Below are 14,864 nucleotides of genomic sequence, written 5' to 3' on the forward strand. Positions count from 1 at the left end.
CACCCCTACCTCGCTCCGGTCCAGGAGAAACGCTACTCAACGGCGGCCGACGACTGCGCGTCCGCAACGGAGCTGAATCGGTAGTGCTCCGGATGAGGTGTACGTACCCGGCGGCGGTAGACGCGCATGGAGCCGTGCCAGTTGTGAATGTCGTTGCCGCGGGCGTCGTGGTACCAGTTCCGGCAGCTCGCCCAGATGGTGCGCGGCTGCTTGAGCTCGATTTCGGCGAGGAACGCACGGTGGGCCGCTGTGGTGATCTCGACCGTCGCTCCGGGGCGCGTCGCGATGCGGTCGACCGCGGCGATGATGTGATCGGCCTGCGCCTCCATCATGGACACGATCGAACCCGCCCCCAGATTGGTGTTGGGTCCCCACATCAGGAACATGTTCGGGAACTCGGGAACGGACAGACCCAGGTAGGCGCCCGCCCGATCCGCCCAGTGCTCCGCCAGGGTGGCGCCATCACGTCCCCGAATCGTCACGCTGCTCAGAAACTGCGTCGTCTCGAATCCCGTGGCGAAGATGATCACGTCCGCGGGGTGGGTCGCCGTCGACGTGCTGATCCCGTCGGCAGCGACGCCGACGATGCGGTCGGTAACAAGTTCGACATCGGCGCGGTTCATCGTCGGGTAGAAGTCATTCGCGATGGGGATTCGCTTGCAACCGATCGGATAGTCCGGGGTCAGCGCGGCCCGCAGCACCGGATCGGGCACACTGCGCTTCAGTCGGCGGCGGTGCACCCGCTGAAGGAGCGACATGGCCCCCGGATACCGCCAGAATGCGTAGTTGAACACCTCGAACGATTCCCAGATCGCACCGCGCGCAGCGAGTTTGGCGGGTCGAACGCGCCGATAGAACCGGTGAAGTCGGTCGGAGTACAGCTTCTCGGGTTTGGCCATGACGTACGTCGCCGAGCGCTGGAACACCGTCATCCGGCCGACGGTGTCGGCGATCGCCGGAATCGCCTGGACCGCACTCGCGCCGGTCCCGACCACGGCGACGTTCTTGTCGGTCAGATCAACCGAATGATCCCATCGGGCGGTGTGAAACACCGGGCCCGCGAAGGAGTCCAGGCCCGCCAGAGCCGGAATCGATGGCACGCACAGATGCCCGACTGCGGGGATCAGGACGTCGGCGCGATCCTCGGTGCCGTCACCCAGGACGATGCGCCACTCGCTGCCCGACCACTGCGCCTGAGCGACTTCGGTATTGGTACGGATCCGGGAGCCCAGACCGGCCTGGTCGACGCAGCGCTGCAGGTAGGCCTGGATCTCGGGACCGGGCGCGAACCGGCGCGACCAGTCCACGTCCTGGGCGAAGGAATAGCTGTAGATGTGCGAGGGTGCGTCGCACGCCGCACCGGGGTAGGTGTTGGCCTGCCACGTACCTCCGACCTCGGGAGCCCTCTCGTAGATCACGATGTTCCGGAATCCGGCGGCGTCGAGTTTGAGCGCTGCGCAGAGACCGCCGAAACCCGCACCGATGATCGCTATCCGTACTCGCCCGGCCTGCTTTGTCGGCACCATATATGACATGATTGACAGTCAACGTCGTAACTGTCAACCTATTACCCGGATCACGCCCGAGGTTCACGAGGACGACGGAAGAGGTGCCGGATGGGCTTTCTCACGCAGGACGTACCGCCGTTGGACTTCGAGGTGTGGCGCAAGGGGACCCGCGCGGAGCGCATCAAGCCGATGGCGCGACACTGGGCCGAGACCGGCTTCGGGGCGCCCGTTGCGCTGCACCTCTTCTACGTGGTGAAGATCGTGCTCTACGTGCTCGTGGGTTGGCTTATTGTGCTGAGCACCAAAGGAATCGACGGCTTCTCCAACGTCGCGTCGTGGTACGCCGAGCCGATCGTGTTCCAGAAGATCGTGCTCTACACGATGCTGTTCGAGGTGGTCGGCTTCGGGTGCGGCTTCGGCCCCCTGAACAACCGGTTCTTCCCGCCGATGGGGTCGATCCTGTACTGGCTGCGGCCGGGCACCATCCGGCTGCCGCCGTGGCCGAATCGCCTGCCGCTCACCCGCGGTAGCGCGCGTACGTCGTTCGAGGTCCTGCTGTACGCCGCCCTCCTGGTGGTGCTGGTGGTGGCGATCTTCTCCGATGGCACCGGACCGATCCCGGCGCTCGGGACATCGGTCGGCGTCCTGCCCGCCTGGCAGAGTTGGGCGGTGCTGAGCATCCTCGCGGTACTTGGCTTGCGGGACAAGGTGATCTTCCTGGCCGCCCGTGGCGAGGTCTACGCCGCCTTGACCGTGACGTTCCTGTTCGCCTCGTACAGCGTCGTTGACATGATCGTCGCGGCCAAGCTGATCTGCATGGTGATCTGGATCGGTGCGGCAACCTCTAAGCTCAACAAGCACTTTCCGTTCGTGATGTCGACGATGATGAGCAACAACCCGGTGTTCCGACCCAAGTTCATCAAGCGACGTTTCTTCGAGCACTTCCCCGAGGACCTTCGCCCCGGCCGGCGAGCGCGCGTTCTCGCCCACTTCTCCACCGTCATCGAGATGGGCGTGCCCCTGGTGCTGTTCTTCAGCCACGGCGGCTGGCTCACGGCGATCGCGGCGTTCATCATGATCTGCTTCCACTTCGGAATTCTCAGCGCGATCCCCATGGGCGTCCCCCTCGAGTGGAACGTGTTCATGATGTTCAGCGTGCTGACCCTGTTCGTCGGGCACGCCGATCTCGGTCTCGCCGACATCACCGGGCCCTGGCCGATCGTGCTGTTCACCGTCGTCGCGGGCACGGTCGTACTGGGAAACCTGTTCCCCCGCAAGGTCTCCTTCCTTCCCAGCATGCGGTACTACGCCGGGAACTGGGACACCTCACTGTGGTGCCTCACCGACGCGGCACAGGCGAAGATCGACGCGAACCTCGTCGCGATACCCAGCATGCCCACCGCCCAGCTGGAAAAGTTCTACGGCAGCGCCGAGGCCGTGGAGATCCCGCTCTACATGGGGTACGCCTTCCGCGCTTTCAACACCCACGGCCGGGCCCTGTTCACCCTCGCGCATCGCGCACTGGCGGGCCGCGACGAGAACGCCTACACGCTGCGCGACGGCGAGGTGATCGTCAGTACCGCGATCGGCTGGAACTTCGGCGACGGCCACATGTCCAACGAACAGTTGATCACCGCGCTTCAGGAACGCTGCGATTTCGAACCCGGTGAGGTGCGGGTGGTGCTCCTCGACGCGCAGCCGATCCACCGGCAGCAGCAGGAGTACCGACTGGTCGACGCTGCGACCGGCGAGTTCGAGCGGGGCATCGTGCGGGTCGCGGACATGGTGACCCGCCAACCCTGGGACGACACCATCCCCGTCAACCCCACCTGGTCGGCGACCGGGTCGGAGGCACCGTGACCGACGCCGTCGTGGTCGGATCCGGCCCCAACGGTCTGGCCGCCGCTGTGCGGCTCGCGCAGGCGGGTGTGCGTGTCGTTGTCTTCGAAGCGGCTGACGAGATCGGCGGCGGTACCCGTTCGACCGAACTGACGGTTCCCGGTCTGATCCACGACGTCTGTTCGGCAGTCCACCCGTTCGGCGCCGCATCGCCCTATCAGACGCAATTCCCCCTGGGCGAGTTCGGATTACGTTGGCGGCGAGCGGAAATCGACGTCGTCCACCCGCTCGCCGATGGGTCGGCCGGGGTTCTGTGGCGGTCCATCGACACCACCGCCCGGGGACTGGGTGCCGACGGCGCACGGTGGAAGTCGGTGTTCGCCCCGTTGACCGATCGGGCGCAGGATCTCGTCGCCGACGCTCTCGGCCCGCTGTTACGCATCCCGTCCCACCCTCTCGCCATGGCCAGGCTCGGTGTCCGGGCCGGGTTGCCCGCTACCGTGCTCGCCCGGCTGTTTCGCACCGAAGCGGCCCGCGCCCTGTTCATGGGGTGCGCCGCGCATCTCTACCGTCCGCTCACCGGGTTGGCCAGCGCATCGGTGGGCACCATGATGATCGCGGCGGGCCATCGGTGGGGCTGGCCGGTGGCCGAGGGTGGGTCGGCGGCGATCGGTCGGGCGCTGGCCGGTCTACTGGAATCCCTTGGCGGAGAGATCATCACCGGCGTCATCGTGCGGTCGCTGCACGATCTGCCGGCGTCGTCGATCACCTTGTTCGACACCACGCCCGAGGCTGCCGCCGATATCGTTGGCGACCGGATGCCGCGCATCCGGGCCCGCGCCTACCGGAACTTCCGCCATGCCCCCGCGGCATTCAAGGCGGACTTCGCCGTACGCGGGGGCATTCCCTGGCGCAACGAGCACGCTCGAAGAGCCGGCACGGTGCACATCGGCGGCAGCGCAGCAGACATCGCCCGATCCGAGGCGGCGATCAGCGCAGGCGTCATGCCGGAGCGCGCTTTTCAACTGATCGGCCAGCAGTACCTCGCCGACCCCACCCGGTCCAGCGGCGACCTCCACCCGATCTGGACGTACGCACACGTGCCGAACGGTTACGCGGGCGACGCCTCCGAGCTACTCATCGGGCAGATCGAGGAGTTGGCCCCCGGCTTCCGGGAGCGGATCGTCGAGCAGAAATTCACTGCGCCCGCGGATTTTCAGGAGTACAACCCCAATTACGTCGGCGGGGACATCGTCGGAGGCCGCAACGATCTGCGCCAAGTATTCGCCCGGCCGGTTTCGACACGGAATAGCTACGCCACCGGGGTGCCCGGGATGTATCTGTGCTCGGCATCGACGCCACCCGGCGCCGGTGCGCACGGCATGTGCGGCTACCACGCCGCAAATAGAGCGCTGCAACACCTAGGTATCACCACCAACGAGCACCGGTAGGAGCATCATGCGATCGGTCCTGATCGAGGCACCCGGACGCGTCGGCGTCGGCAGCCGACCCGACCCGACCCTGCCGGGCGCAAGCGGCGCGATCATCGAGGTCACGGCCACCGCCATCTGCGGATCCGACCTGCACTTCTACGAGGGCGACTACCCCCTCGTCGAACCCGTGGCGCTGGGTCACGAGGCCGTCGGGACCGTCGTAGAGGTCGGCGCCGAGGTGCGCACCGTCGCCGTCGGCGATTCGGCGCTGGTCTCGTCGGTGGCCGGCTGCGGAACGTGTGTGGGCTGCGCCACCGACGATCCGATCACCTGCCTGTCCGGGCCGCTCATCTTCGGCTCGGGCGTCCTCGGCGGAGCGCAGTCGGAGCTCCTCGCGGTACCCGCCGCCGACTTTCAACTGCTACCCGTGCCCGAGGGCATCGACACCGAGGCCGCCCTGCTGTTGACGGACAACCTGGCGACCGGATGGGCGGGAGCCCAACGGGCCGACATCCCGCCAGGCGCCACAGTCGTCGTCATCGGACTCGGCGCCGTGGGACTGTGCGCGGTGCGCAGCGCCATCGCCCTCGGCGCGGGCATGGTGCTCGCCGTCGATCCGGTCGAGGGGCGCAGGCGACGCGCCGAGGCCTTCGGGGCGACCCCGCTCGCACCACCTTCTCTGGAGGCGATCATGGCTGCCACCGGAGGGCGCGGGGCGGCATCGGTGATCGACGCGGTCGGCAATGACACGACGATCACCGAAGCCTTGACCTGCGTTCGACCGGGCGGCACCGTGTCGGTGATCGGCGTGCACGACCTGAATCCCTACCCACTGCCGGCTCTGATGTGTCTCGTCCGCAGCACCACGTTGCGGATGACCACCGCGCCCGTCCAACGGACCTGGCCCGAACTGGTGCCCATGATCCAGTCCGGACGCCTCGACACCGGCGGGATCTTCACGCACTCGATGCCCATGAGTGAGGCGGCCGATGCGTACACCGCTGTTGCCGCTCGGACCGACGACTGCGTCAAAGTCGTTCTCCGCCCGTGATGAGCCGGCCTCGTAGTACCGCCCGATGTGTCGGCGTGCGCACTGGCCGATACGCGCGATCGTGACGCAGTGCCGTATCGAAGGCCACGCCGAGAAGTCTCGAACCCGGGAAGCGTCGAACCGAGAGCGGCCGGCCGTCAGTGCCGACGGCTGGCCATGAGATCGATTGCCTCGGAACACTGCCGGCGCAGATCATCGAGCGAGATGCGGTCCTGCACCAGGGCAACCACTTCCGCGGTCCAGATGTCGGCCATCACCTCGGCTACCTGACGGTGTTCGTCGGTGGGCCTCCCGGCACCCATCACGTCGGCCCAACTGACACTGGTCTGGTCTCGCACAGTCTGAGCCCCCTCGGTGGCGACGGCATGCGATGCAGCATAAGCATGTGTCATTGCCTCCGTAATGTGGCCGGATGACTCCATTGCGCCGATGAGCCTGGACAGCGCCACACGCAGCCTGCCGAACGGATCACCCACCGTGCCCAGCGCCGACTGGAGCCGATCGTCGAATATATGAAGTTCTGCGCTGAGCGCGGAAACCAGAATGTGGACCGGGGACGGGAACAGGAGTTCAACCGTTGTGCGCGGAACCTCGGCTCGGCGGGCAACCTGGTCAATGACGACCGCGTGATAGCCGCCCTCGGTGGCAATCTTCACCGCCGCGTCGAGAATTCGGTGACGGCAGCCCGCGAGTTTCTCGTCAGTCGCGGCAACGTCGCCACTTCCCGTGTAGGTCGGCGGCAGGGATCCGAAGATGTTGATACGCATCGAGTCCGGAGAGAGGGGCAATCGGGGGTTCCGTCCGCTGGGCTCGACGCATACGTTGTGGTACGTACCAGATTAATTGACTAATCTGGCGTGGGCAAACATTCGCTGGATGGCATGAGATCAGATCGACCCGTATCTGTCCGGAGATCGTGTGGTGAGGCAACAGTTACTCCTCCGATAACAAGAGCCGTGCGCGAACTGGAACACCGGATGATTTACGCTGACGCATCTTGTGCAAGTTGGGGCGCGTGGCGCCGTACGGTAGTGAGGCGATCGTTGCTACGCACGGCCAGGAGGCCACTCACACGATGAACTCCGTACCGAGGTGCGCTGAATCGAGTCGCTTCGACTCGATGTCAGCGTTCTTGGTGGCCAACAGTTTCGTCCGGCCCACACGTGCGGTAATGGCTGCGGTCTGTGCGATGTCGGGCCTGGCCACTGTTCTTTTGCTCGGCACCAATCCGTCGTTCAGTCTTGCGGCCGCGGGCGTCGTCAGCGCCCTGTTCTGCGTGGCGCTGACGTGGTTCTGGCTGACAAAGTGGCCTACGCGGCAGCAATCCCATGGCGCTGTACTTGCCGGTATGGCGTGTACCGCTGGATGGGCCGCCTTGGCACCCGACGTCACGGTCTCGGCAATGGTGGGGACCGCCGCGGTGATGACGAGCTGCTACGTCGCGTTCTTCCATTGCGCGAGATTGCTGGCGGCCAATATTCTGGCGTCAGTGTGCGTCGCCGCAATGGTCGCGGTGCGGATGCTGGAACAGCACACTGCTGGCGTGGCTGCCAGCGTGTTTTGGATCATGTGCATGTTGAACTCGGTCCTGCCCGCCGCGGTACGCGGTATGTCGCTGGCTATGAGCACCTATGCGACACGTTCGAACCAGGATCCGCTGACGGGGCTACTCAACCGGCGGGGGTTCAACGAGGCTGTGCAACACCAGCTCGGCAGAGACCGCGACGCCTGCCGAAGCCTGTCGATTCTGATGGTCGACCTCGACCAATTCAAGCTGCTCAACGACACCCACGGTCATGACGCCGGCGATCGGGTGCTCACGGCGGTGGCCTCGTTGTTGTTCCGGCACTGCCCGGTTGACGCAATTCTCTCGCGGGCCGGTGGTGAGGAGTTCGTGATCGCGATCTTCGGTACCCAGGATGCCGCCGCCCTTGCCGCGCAGTTGTGTTCCGAGATCGCCAACCTTCCGCTGACGTCATCTGCGAGCATCGGCGTCGCGTCGGCTCGCCTCGATTCAGACGGGGACACCGCGGCGATCGTGGGTGACCTGGTCGCGGCTGCCGATACTGCGATGTACGCGGCTAAACGCGACGGGGGCAACCGGGCTCGATCACATGATCTGTAACGCCGGTTCATGATTCGCGGCGCGGATCACCCCAGCGTTCGCGGATCGCCTGCCACGGATCGGCGAAGCGACCAGGTTTCCGATAGTAGGCCGAGCGGCGTTTCAGCAGCACCCGCACGAGCGGCGCTGCGAGCCTCAGCGCATACCACCGGACTCCGGCGTTCCTCCGAGTCTGCGACAGCATCGCCGGCCACGAGTGATGTTGGAAGGCCAATGCCTCCTGCGCCCGCGCGGTATCCATCCAATCCGTGGCGAACCATCCATCGGCACTGTCGGGATCGCCGGGACGGCCCGGTGGAAGGCCGCGCACCAGTCCCACCGCCGCTGCAGTCGCACCGGCGATATCGCCCTGAGTCAGGCGGTGGCTGGTGTCACCGCCGATGAGCAACACCTCGCCGACGACGTCGGCGGTGGTGGCGGCGACGAAGGCGTGAGCGGCATCCCGTACGTCCACAGTCTGAATCCGTCCATCGGTGGGCAACAGTCCCTCGAAATAGATCATGTCAAGGTGCATCGTCAGGCGCGGACGGGTGGTGAGCACCCCACCGAGCCGCAGGATGACCCATTCCAAGCCGCTGTCGCGCACGATGCGTTCGGCTTCGACTTTATGTGTGCCGTAATTGTCCGCAGGCTGCTGTGCCGTTTCCGCAGTCAATATGTCGTTGACCCGGTGGGGATTTCGCGGGCCGTAGGTCGCAATGGAGGATGCCACGACCAGCCGGGGCGGAATCGCCAATTGAGCGGCCGCCGTCGTGAGCGACTGGGTGGCTCCCACATTCACCTTGCGTGCCAGTGCGGGCCGCGAGTAACAGAAGGGCGGGATGACGGCGGCAAGGTGGATGACTGCGGTCGGGACCACCGCCACCAGCAGTGCCGCAAGCGCTTTCGGGTCGGTGAGATCACACCACCGGACGTCGGCTCCGGTCAGGCTGGCCGCAGCCTCTCGGTTGGCGGGGGTGTCCAGGTCGGTGACGGTGACCCTGCGCCCATCCGCGACGAGCTTCTCCACGGTCGCGGTTCCCACCAGCCCGAACCCGCCGGTGACCAGGACATGGTCTGTAGTGCTCATGTGGTGTGCATCCTCTGGGCTGGGGTGCTCGCGTTCACAGGTGTGTCGAGAGTATGACGATCGCGGCATGCCGTCGGATGACGCGCCACGGTGAGGACAGTGCATCCATCGCGGTGGTCAGGTCGGCAGCGTTGATCTCGAACATGACGTTGGGCGACAACCGGCCGAACAGCTGCCCATCGAAATCGGGGTGCAGCTCCAGCACGGTTTCCCATGGTCCGTAGTCCAGGGCGCCATTCTTGCGGTCACCGATATAGGGCCGGGCCGCGCAGTTCAGCGCGAGCTCTACAGGGAGGCCGTCGAGGTGTTTGGCGATCTCGGCGAGCCGGCCGAGCCATGCCAGCGTTTCACCGGCCGCGGCCCGCAGTACCGTGTCGACCTGCGGGTCGGACAGCACGGCGACGAGCCGATCGGTGACGGTTGTCGTGGGCTGCCCGATATCCTCGATCACTGCGAGCATACCGAGGAGCCGGCCGAAATCAGCTGTCGGGTTTCGTGATTCCGCGTGCACGTGAACGGCCAGGGCATCGGCGGCATCGGCGCCGATCTCGGTGGACAGTTCCGCCGCCAGCACGAAACCTTCGCCGTGGACCGGAGAGTCCCGCAGGGTGGCCACCAGCTCGTCGACCCGGTCTCCGGGTGGTAGCCGGTGAAGCCGGAGGATTTCGGTGCGGCGCCGGGAGAGCACGGGGAAACAGTGCTGCAGTTGCGCTGCGTCCAAGGAGCGTTCGATCAGTTCGGGATTGCCGTTGATCGGGACGATGACGAAGCCGTCCTCGAGAGCGCCCGGTGGATCGGCGAGCAGAGCGCTGGTGGCCCGGGCACACGCCGAGGCGATGGCGTCGAGGAACTGCGCGACGACGTCATCCCAGTCCTGTCCCTTCGAGCCCGCGTATGCCGTGACACGGCCGGCCCATTCGTCGCCCTCGGGGGAGGCGTCGAATTGCCAGCGCCATTCCGCCGGATCCCAACGGGGATCGTGTGTCCCATGCTGCGGGGGAAGCGATTCCACACTGGACACGCAGATCGACGGCCAGAGCACCAGCATGCGTTCCGCATAGATATCGGTGACGGATGCCGCGTAGATGTGGTCCCGTGGATGGTGGGCCGCCACGTGCTGGACCGCGCCGATCAACTGGGCGACCATGAAGGTCTGCAACCCGACCCAGTCGAAGTTCACCCCAGGGATACACCGAGTCGGCCGGCCATCACACGGACCATGTGCTGGACTGCAATTTCGTTGCGCCCGATGATCATATGGTCATGCTGGCCGCGACGAACGCCCTCGCCGCACTGCGGCAGCATCAGGAAGTCCTCATCCCGCACCGCCGCGTGCACCTGGGCGAAAATCCCGTCATAGAGCTCGGTCTGCTCGGGTGTGGTGGCCGGGTAGCGCGCCATCCAACTGTGGCGCACCGTGCAGTCTGTGGCGGACTTACCCGGCAGGATGTCGATCACCTCGACACCGACCATGCTGTTGGCCAGGATGAGGTTGGGATAGATCCAGTAGATGACACCCATCTGCTGCTTGGGGTCCCACTTGTCGTCCGGTTCGGTGCCGTCGAGCTCGGTGATCCAGTTGAACGGGAAGCCGATCCGGTGATGATTACCGAACTCGTCGTAGACGTGGGTATTGGCGAGCGTATTCATCCCGATGACGCTCTTACCGTGCACGAACGGGAAGTGGTAGCCCTCGGCGAACGCCTCCAGTGCGCCCTTCCAGCTGACCGTGGAGTCCAGCGACTGCTCTCCGTGATACTGGTAGTCCTGGTAATTCCATTGCGCCAGTTCATCATTGAGCGAGCCAAGGTGGGTGTCGAGATTCAACTCGACGTCCGCGGTGAGTACGGCCCAGATGAATCCGTGGCGCTCCTCACTCGGCAGCTCGACCAGCCCGTACTGATCGCGGTCGATATCGTCGAAACCCGACTTGCCCGGCAGACCCCTCAGCTTGCCGGTGTTGTCATACACCCACGCGTGGTAGGGGCAGGTGAAGCGGCGTGCGCTCCCCGCGCCACAGGCGGGCATAGCTCCGCGGTGTCGGCAGTAGTTGAGCAGGACGTGAGTCTTGCCCTGGCTGTCGCGGGTGATCAGCAGCGAGTCGTCGAGCACCGACCGCACGACGTAGTCGTTGGGGTTGGGAACCTGCGCCGAGGCCAGTACCGGCAGCGGTGTGCGCCGCAGGATCATCGACTGCTCCACCTCGGCGAGCTTGTCATCGCTGTAGTAGTTGAGCGGGACCCGTAGTGTGCTCGGCGCCATATCGGTCGTCTTGTCCAGTGCGAGCTGGAGGCCGCGGCGAGTCAGTTCGGGGCCGAGCGGGGTCGGGGTCGTGGGCTGACCCGTGTCGTGCGGTCGCGAAACCACCTCGGTCATCGGCATTCCTTTCGAGCAGGCTGTGCGGTTCGTCACAACGACGATACACTCATAGCTCTCAATGTCCAGCCACTTGGATGCCGTCTGCGGCGTACGGTTTACAAAGCTTGCCGAATTCGACCGAAAGCGATGTGGTGCGCACACACGGATGGTCCGGTTACACGCCGGCCGATGACAACGAGGCCGCGGAGCGGATCATTACCGCCGCGGCTGAACTGATCGACGGTGGCGTCACCGATATCAGCATCCTGCAGGTCGCCAAGAGTCTGGGCATCGCTCGTACCACCGTCTACCGCTATTTCCCCGATGCCCAGGCCATGGTGCGAGCCACCGCAGAGCGAGCCACCCAACAGTTCCTCGACGGCCTCGCCGACGGCCTCGCCGGCATCAGCGACCCGGCCGAGGCGAGCATCGAGGCGATAGCGCTGACCACCGAGCGGCTGCGCGCGCATCGGCGTTTCGGCCTGCTGTTCGCAATGGGCGGTCGCGGCGAGAGCCTGCGGGTTGTCACATCATCGGCGGCGCTGAGCGCGGGCCGCACCATCGTCGGCCAGTTCGATGTTGATTGGACGGCACGCGGGTGGTCGCCCGAGGAGATCGACGAACTTGTGGAGCTGATGCTGCGCCTGGTGCAGTCATTGCTGGCAGACCCGGGCGAACCACAGCGCTCACCCGGGGAGTTGCGAAACTACCTGCATCGTTGGATAGCGCCGGCCATCACCGCTCTGCACCCGGTGGATGTCGTCAGCCCGGTGGGTTAGACGCAGCCACGCGCAGGGCCGCGTCAACGGCTGCGGCGCGTCGGCGCCGATGTGTTTGTTCGTCATCGGTGACGATCGACGGATCTGGCCAATGCGCCCAGGCCAGCGCGATTCCGAACAACATCACTGCGAGATCCAGGGGATCCCAGGACGGATCGACACGGCCTCCGGCCTGGGCACGAGTTAGTGCAGCCAGCAAGTGCGCGGGAATGTGGCCGTCGGCCGGCGGCGCCTCGACTGCGGCATTCTCCAGCTGACCCCACATGATCATCCGGATCCGCTCGGGCTGTGTACGGGCAATGTCGTAGACCGTTCCGACAAACTCGCCCACATCGTCCATTCGGGGTCCCATCGAGCGAACGAAGTCCTGTGCATCTGCCATCACCACCTCGCGAAACAGCGCCGATTTGTCGCCGAAGTGCGCATACAAACGTTCCTTGCTGGCCTGCGCAGAGCGGGCTATCCGGTCAATGCGGGCTCCGGCCAGACCGTGCTGCGCGAACTCGTCGCGGGCGGCGGTCAATATGTCATCGCGTAGCTCGGCCTTGTTTCTCACGTCCCGATCATAAACAGACGAACGAGTTCGTTTGTTAGGCCGCGTCGATAACCAGGAGGATTTATGCTCGAGTACTACAACACTCAACGCCGTCACAGCGCACTCGGCGGCCTACCACCCGTCAGCCGACTGCAACCAACCTCATGACCCAGTACATCTGATATGTAGGCAGCGTTTGTCAATAGGCAGGTGAAAGCCGCCCCGGGTTTGGTGCCGGGGCGGCTTTCGTTTGATCGGGGTCAGTTGGTGTCGCGGCGGTCGTTGATCAACGACGGTGGTGTCAGACTGATATACGCGGGTTGGGTACCGCAAGACGATGGTTCGGCGCGAACGGTGGCTGCTCTCTAGGGACGGGTGTCACAAAAACATTTATCGAATGCTGTTGCTGCTCATAGCTGTAACGCAGATCCAGTTCGCCTACCTGCCGTCGACCGACCGACTCCGATCAAGTTTGGATAGCTACGCTCAGGTCAGCGTGGCCAGCGACCAGCACCAACCGGCGAGTTGACGGGCGATTGCAACGTTGGCTACGACGTGCGGCTTTTTGCGGTCGTTGAATTGGCACCACTGTTGGTGCAGGCGCCGGTTGCCGGCATGACCGCGAGCTTTGAGTGCAGGGTCGACCTTGGCCCAGCGGGCCCGCATCGCGGGGCCGGGATTGCGGTAGGACGCTCGGTGGTGCCAGGCCGATTCAATCAACAACCGGCGCACGTGGGCATTGCCGGCCTTGGTGATCGAGCCTTGCACGCGCGAGGCTCCCGAGGAGTACTCGGTGGGGACCAGGCCGACGTAGGCGCCGATTGATGCGCCGGTAAACCGGGTCCAATCCCCGATCTCGACGCTCAAGGCCAGTCCAGTCAGTGCGGAGATCCCACGCAGACAGCCCAGACGGTCGACTGGATCAGACCATCGTGGCGAGGCAGCGACCGTAACGATCTGCTCATCGAGACGATCTCTGGCAGCAGTTGCCGACAGGACTGCGTCAAAGTGATGATCGAAGGCCGCCGTGGTGTGGGGATCGTCGAATCGTTGCCGCCGAAGCCACGTTTCGTGCACCCCGGTCCACGCCTGCCCACCGGAGTAGACCCGGCCCTGGCGCAGCAACAGTTTCGAGAGCCGATGCCGTACCCGCATCAGGTCCGCGCGGGCATCCTCGCGGGCCCGGACCAGGTCCCGTACTGCCTCGACCTCGGCGTCGGGCACCGTGACCGCGGTGATCTCGCCCAGGCGCAGCAGCCGCGTCAAATGCGCGGCGTCGCGGGAGTCGGTTTTTACTCGATCCCCGGCCGGGCGGATCAGCTTCGACGGTGCCGCGACCACGCAGTCGATCTGAGCTTGGGTCAATGCCCGTGCCAGCCCGAACCCTGTCGGCCCGGCCTCGTAAGCCACCCGTACCGGACCTCGTAACCGGTGTAACCAGTCCAGGATTTCGCCAGGGTCGGGACACAACCGTGCCCGCTCGACGTGACCTGATTCTTCATCGAATGCATGCGCAACCACCGAAAGCGCATGCACGTCCAACCCGACGCTCGTACCGTTGAAACTCACCGGAGGCCTCCTGATCTGCAACTGTGGCTCTACCAGTGCGAGTGTTCACTCGTCACCGGCAACCCACGTCCGATTGCAGCCCGAGGCCTTCGGCCTCGAGTCAGCCCCCATACCGTCTAGTCTGCGGCATCGACACGTCGATCTCGATACTCTGTTCGGGTCGACAGTTATCTCTTCGTGTCAGGACGAACACGGACCCGCTGCCGTCGGACCTGAACGGGAAGCTCGTAAAGGCCGCTGGAAATGTCTCGGGAACGGGTAGGCAACTTAGCCGCTGAGCCGGAGTACCAGACGGATTGGATGTCCGGCTACGTCGAGCATCTCGAAACAGGTGGATACGGAGGTGTGCGGGGACGGTTGGGGATGCCTATGCACGCCCCTTTGGCTCCGTGGTGTCAAGGGCTCGCAGGTTTGGGCAGCCGCGATCGATGTGAACGAATTTGTGAACGAAACCCTGCGCAACGGATCCGACTGCTTCGACACAGCGTGACATGCGAGACGCGAGATCGGAGCCGACCTGCACGTTAGCGACGTAGGTAGAAGCGCGAGAACGTAACCGGCCGGCTCATAACCCAGAGGTCGCAGGTTCGAATCCTGT

General features: G+C 65.0%; 12 protein-coding genes. 5 read left to right on the forward strand and 7 right to left on the reverse strand.

The window, feature by feature from the left end; genetic code table 11:
- Positions 1 to 32: 32 nt before the first annotated feature.
- Positions 33 to 1,526, reverse strand: a complete 1,494-nt coding sequence (locus ACWDUN_RS21440) for a flavin-containing monooxygenase (protein ID WP_449932011.1) — start codon at positions 1,524 to 1,526, stop codon at positions 33 to 35.
- A gap of 90 nt (positions 1,527 to 1,616) precedes the next feature.
- On the opposite strand from ACWDUN_RS21440, the gene ACWDUN_RS21445 reads away from it, so the two are divergent.
- Genes ACWDUN_RS21445 through ACWDUN_RS21455 form a run of 3 tightly spaced genes read left to right on the forward strand, consistent with a single transcriptional unit; the run spans position 1,617 to position 5,831 of the window.
- Entirely contained in the window at positions 1,617 to 3,368 is a 1,752-nt protein-coding gene (locus ACWDUN_RS21445; protein WP_449932012.1) for a DUF3556 domain-containing protein, read from the forward strand.
- Entirely contained in the window at positions 3,365 to 4,798 is a 1,434-nt protein-coding gene (locus ACWDUN_RS21450; RefSeq protein WP_449932013.1) for a phytoene desaturase family protein, read from the forward strand. Before ACWDUN_RS21445 ends, ACWDUN_RS21450 begins: the two co-directional genes overlap by 4 nt.
- A gap of 7 nt (positions 4,799 to 4,805) precedes the next feature.
- Positions 4,806 to 5,831 (forward strand): zinc-binding dehydrogenase, encoded by a 1,026-nt coding sequence (locus tag ACWDUN_RS21455; protein WP_449932014.1) that lies wholly within the window; start codon positions 4,806 to 4,808, stop codon positions 5,829 to 5,831.
- A gap of 137 nt (positions 5,832 to 5,968) precedes the next feature.
- Here the strand turns inward: ACWDUN_RS21455 and ACWDUN_RS21460 are convergent, their stop codons facing one another.
- On the reverse strand, positions 5,969 to 6,598 hold the full coding sequence (locus ACWDUN_RS21460; protein ID WP_449932015.1) for a TetR/AcrR family transcriptional regulator: 630 nt from the start codon (positions 6,596 to 6,598) through the stop codon (positions 5,969 to 5,971).
- 353 nt (positions 6,599 to 6,951) lie between these two features.
- On the opposite strand from ACWDUN_RS21460, the gene ACWDUN_RS21465 reads away from it, so the two are divergent.
- Positions 6,952 to 7,956, forward strand: a complete 1,005-nt coding sequence (locus ACWDUN_RS21465; RefSeq protein ID WP_370489040.1) for a GGDEF domain-containing protein — start codon at positions 6,952 to 6,954, stop codon at positions 7,954 to 7,956.
- A 7-nt stretch (positions 7,957 to 7,963) separates the two neighbouring features.
- Here the strand turns inward: ACWDUN_RS21465 and ACWDUN_RS21470 are convergent, their stop codons facing one another.
- From ACWDUN_RS21470 to ACWDUN_RS21480, 3 genes are read right to left on the reverse strand one after another with little or no spacing between them, the layout of a single operon-like run.
- On the reverse strand, positions 7,964 to 9,025 hold the full coding sequence (locus tag ACWDUN_RS21470) for an NAD-dependent epimerase/dehydratase family protein (protein WP_449932016.1): 1,062 nt from the start codon (positions 9,023 to 9,025) through the stop codon (positions 7,964 to 7,966).
- A gap of 34 nt (positions 9,026 to 9,059) precedes the next feature.
- Positions 9,060 to 10,205 carry a hypothetical protein gene (locus ACWDUN_RS21475; RefSeq protein ID WP_449932017.1) on the reverse strand — a complete coding sequence of 382 codons (1,146 nt, stop codon included), beginning with the start codon at positions 10,203 to 10,205 and terminating at the stop codon, positions 9,060 to 9,062.
- Positions 10,202 to 11,401 (reverse strand): aromatic ring-hydroxylating oxygenase subunit alpha, encoded by a 1,200-nt coding sequence (locus tag ACWDUN_RS21480; protein ID WP_449932018.1) that lies wholly within the window; start codon positions 11,399 to 11,401, stop codon positions 10,202 to 10,204. The genes ACWDUN_RS21475 and ACWDUN_RS21480 overlap by 4 nt, the downstream gene beginning before the upstream one ends.
- Before the next feature lie 107 nt (positions 11,402 to 11,508).
- On the opposite strand from ACWDUN_RS21480, the gene ACWDUN_RS21485 reads away from it, so the two are divergent.
- On the forward strand, positions 11,509 to 12,162 hold the full coding sequence (locus tag ACWDUN_RS21485) for a TetR/AcrR family transcriptional regulator (protein ID WP_449932019.1): 654 nt from the start codon (positions 11,509 to 11,511) through the stop codon (positions 12,160 to 12,162).
- On the opposite strand, the gene ACWDUN_RS21490 is transcribed toward ACWDUN_RS21485, so the two are convergent.
- Entirely contained in the window at positions 12,146 to 12,718 is a 573-nt protein-coding gene (locus tag ACWDUN_RS21490) for a TetR/AcrR family transcriptional regulator (RefSeq protein ID WP_370489045.1), read from the reverse strand. The two genes, ACWDUN_RS21485 and ACWDUN_RS21490, sit on opposite strands and share 17 nt — an antisense overlap.
- Before the next feature lie 465 nt (positions 12,719 to 13,183).
- The gene (locus ACWDUN_RS21495) at positions 13,184 to 14,266 is read right to left on the reverse strand and encodes an IS110 family transposase (RefSeq protein WP_449932020.1); all 1,083 of its coding nucleotides are present in this window, start codon (positions 14,264 to 14,266) and stop codon (positions 13,184 to 13,186) included.
- Positions 14,267 to 14,864 lie beyond the last annotated feature (598 nt).

It is taken from the genome of Mycobacterium sp. NPDC003323 (assembly GCF_053589535.1).

Excerpts from the sequence above, each read along its gene's own strand:
- ACWDUN_RS21440 (WP_449932011.1), bottom strand. The coding sequence starts at position 1,526 with ATGGTGCCGACAAAGCAGGCCGGGCGAGTACGGATAGCGATCATCGGT.
- ACWDUN_RS21445 (WP_449932012.1), top strand. The coding sequence starts at position 1,617 with ATGGGCTTTCTCACGCAGGACGTACCGCCGTTGGACTTCGAGGTGTGG.
- ACWDUN_RS21455 (WP_449932014.1), top strand. The coding sequence starts at position 4,806 with ATGCGATCGGTCCTGATCGAGGCACCCGGACGCGTCGGCGTCGGCAGC.
- ACWDUN_RS21460 (WP_449932015.1), bottom strand. The coding sequence starts at position 6,598 with ATGCGTATCAACATCTTCGGATCCCTGCCGCCGACCTACACGGGAAGT.
- ACWDUN_RS21465 (WP_370489040.1), top strand. The coding sequence starts at position 6,952 with ATGTCAGCGTTCTTGGTGGCCAACAGTTTCGTCCGGCCCACACGTGCG.
- ACWDUN_RS21470 (WP_449932016.1), bottom strand. The coding sequence starts at position 9,025 with ATGAGCACTACAGACCATGTCCTGGTCACCGGCGGGTTCGGGCTGGTG.
- ACWDUN_RS21480 (WP_449932018.1), bottom strand. The coding sequence starts at position 11,401 with ATGACCGAGGTGGTTTCGCGACCGCACGACACGGGTCAGCCCACGACC.